Source organism: Aeromonas sp. HMWF014 (genome assembly GCF_963878295.1).
Classification (GTDB): domain Bacteria; phylum Pseudomonadota; class Gammaproteobacteria; order Enterobacterales; family Aeromonadaceae; genus Aeromonas; species Aeromonas popoffii.
This window is the reverse complement of the sequence record NZ_CAWNYS010000036.1, coordinates 1-2246: the sequence shown is the minus strand read 5'-3', so window position 1 is coordinate 2246 and position 2246 is coordinate 1. Positions and strand designations below refer to the sequence as shown.

At 61.8% G+C, this 2246-nt stretch carries 3 protein-coding genes; 2 read left to right on the top strand and 1 reads right to left on the bottom strand.

The annotated features are described in order from the left end of the window. Together AAC083_RS01300 and AAC083_RS01295 are read left to right on the top strand one after the other, a co-directional pair. A partial coding sequence (locus tag AAC083_RS01300; RefSeq protein ID WP_146181554.1) for a methyl-accepting chemotaxis protein occupies window positions 1–1002 on the top strand: 1002 nt, incomplete at its 5' end. Window positions 1003–1190: 188 nt separating this feature from the next. After that, a complete protein-coding gene (locus AAC083_RS01295; protein WP_108535691.1) occupies window positions 1191–1427 on the top strand; it encodes a hypothetical protein in 237 nt (78 codons plus the stop codon). An 87-nt stretch (window positions 1428–1514) separates the two neighbouring features. On the opposite strand, the gene AAC083_RS01290 is transcribed toward AAC083_RS01295, so the two are convergent. After that, a partial coding sequence (locus tag AAC083_RS01290; protein WP_108535690.1) for a LysR substrate-binding domain-containing protein occupies window positions 1515–2246 on the bottom strand: 732 nt, incomplete at its 5' end.

Sequence of the window (2246 nt, the reverse complement as noted above, 5' to 3'; positions counted from 1 at the left end):
GCTCACTCCATCAGCCGCCCCATTCGTCAGGCGGCCGATGGCATGCACCACATCACCGCCGATCGGGATCTGGTGACTCGCCTCGACTTCTCTGACAAATCCGAGCTGGGGATGATGGCCCAGAGCTTCAACCAGCTGATCCAGAGCCTGAACCAGAGCTTCTCCCGCTTCCAGCAGTCAGGCAGCGCCCTCTCGGCGCAGTCATCCCAATCCATGCAACAGGCCCAGGCGCTGGCGGGTGAAGCCTGCCAGCAGGCCCAGAGTATTCAGGAGCTGACCAATGTGGTCTCCATCATCGGCAACAACGCCGAGCAGATCGCCACCCGCTCGGAGGGAGTCAACGAGGTGACCCGGCGCATCGCCAGCCACATGATCGCCATCGAGCAGGATGTGACCCAAAGTGCCGAGCAACTCGATACCTTGCGCAATAGCATCGGCAGCTCCTCCGCCCTGCTGGAGGAGGTGGTCAAAGACAGCAACAACATCACCCAAATCATGAATCTGATCCGCGATGTGTCGAACCAGACCAACCTGCTGGCCCTCAACGCCGCCATCGAAGCGGCCCGCGCGGGGGAGATGGGCCGCGGCTTTGCGGTAGTTGCCGACGAAGTACGTCAACTGGCCGTGCGCACCCAAACTGCAACCAAGGATGTGCAGGATCTCATCTTGCGCCTGCAAGAGGGTACCCGTCAGGCCAGCAGCTCGATGGCGGACTCCCGCACCCTGAGCGAAGAGGGTTATAACAGGATGCATCAGACCAGAGAGGTGCTGATCGATGCCACCAGCCAAATCAACCAGACCGCCCTCGAGATCAACGAGATCAGCGCGCTGGCGCAGGCCCAGAATCAACAGATGGGGCAGGCCAGAACGGCGCTGGATGAGCTCGCCATGGTGGCCGAACTCCAGCGGGAACACGCGCAGGAGAGCAATATAGCCAGTAGTGAGCTGTTTGAGCTGGCCAAGGCCATCGACGAGCAGATCCGCCAATACCGGATTGGCTAGGTCCAGTCCCTCCCCCCTCTCAGTAACCAGCACGCCACCGCAAGGTGGCGTTTTCATTTTGCGAATCATTTTGCGCGCGATCCCGAAACGGGAATGCGGCGATAATCCACAAATCATTGATAGTTAACGGGAAAAAAGGTGGAACGGCCATTGCTTAGTGATATCAGACCCAACAGAGGGATATCGCCATGAAATCGACCACCACTCAAGCACCCGTAGCCCAGGCATCCGTCGCTCAAAAAGAGGCCCTGACCCCCCGAGAAGGAACCTTTCTGATGATGGTGGCCCAACTGGTGGTACTCACCAGCATCGTACTGGCGACCACCGCGGGTGGACTCTCCTGGCAGTGGACCCTGCTGCTGGCCATTGCGCCCGTGATCGGCGGCGCCCTGCTCAGCCGGGTGTGGGGCAAATTGCCTCGTTAAAGCCGTCTCGCCTCGCACACCTTCCCGAACTCGCGGCCGACCCTCACGTCGGCCGTCTGTTTATCTGCTTGGCCGTACGACGTGGCGTTACAGGGTATGGCTTCCCAGCTGCTCTTTGAGAAAATCGAGCCAGACCCGCAGCCGGATGTCGCGCTGGGCATCGGAGTAGAACACCGCATTGATGGGGCGCGAGGCGCCGCTGTTGCTGCGCGCCAGCACCTCCACCAGAGCGCCGCTCGCCCGATCCGGCCCGGTCATAAAATCCGACAGGCAGACGATCCCCTGCCCTGCCAGCGCCAGCTGGCGCAAGGTTTCGCCGCTGCTGGCCCGCAGACTGGGGGTGATGGCAAAGCGATCCCCCTGCTCGGCACTGAGCAGCGGCCAGTGGTTGAGGTGATCGGGATGCAAAAAGCCCAGCAGCTCGTGGCCAGCCAGTAGATCCGCCGGCTGGCGCGGGGTACCCCGCTCGCTCAGGTAAGCGGGCGATGCCAGCAACCTTAGCCGCGAGTGGCCAAGCGGCAGGGCGCGCAGGGAAGAGTCGACCAGCTCGCCGATACGGATGGCCATGTCCACCCGCCGCTCCATCAGATTGATAAAGCCCTCCGAGCTGTGCAATTGCAGCTCGATGGCGGGGTAGCGACGGCGAAACTCACCGATGATGGGCACCAACCGGTGCAGGATAAAGGGGGTGGCCGCATCGACCCGTAATATCCCCTCCGGCTGCGCCTTGCGCATCAGCAGGTGACCCTCCGCCTCGCTCATCTCGGTCAGGATCTTCACCGCACGCTGATAGAACCAGCTCCCCTCTTCGGTCAGGCT

Excerpts from the sequence above, each read along its gene's own strand:
- AAC083_RS01295 (WP_108535691.1), top strand. The coding sequence starts at position 1,191 with ATGAAATCGACCACCACTCAAGCACCCGTAGCCCAGGCATCCGTCGCT.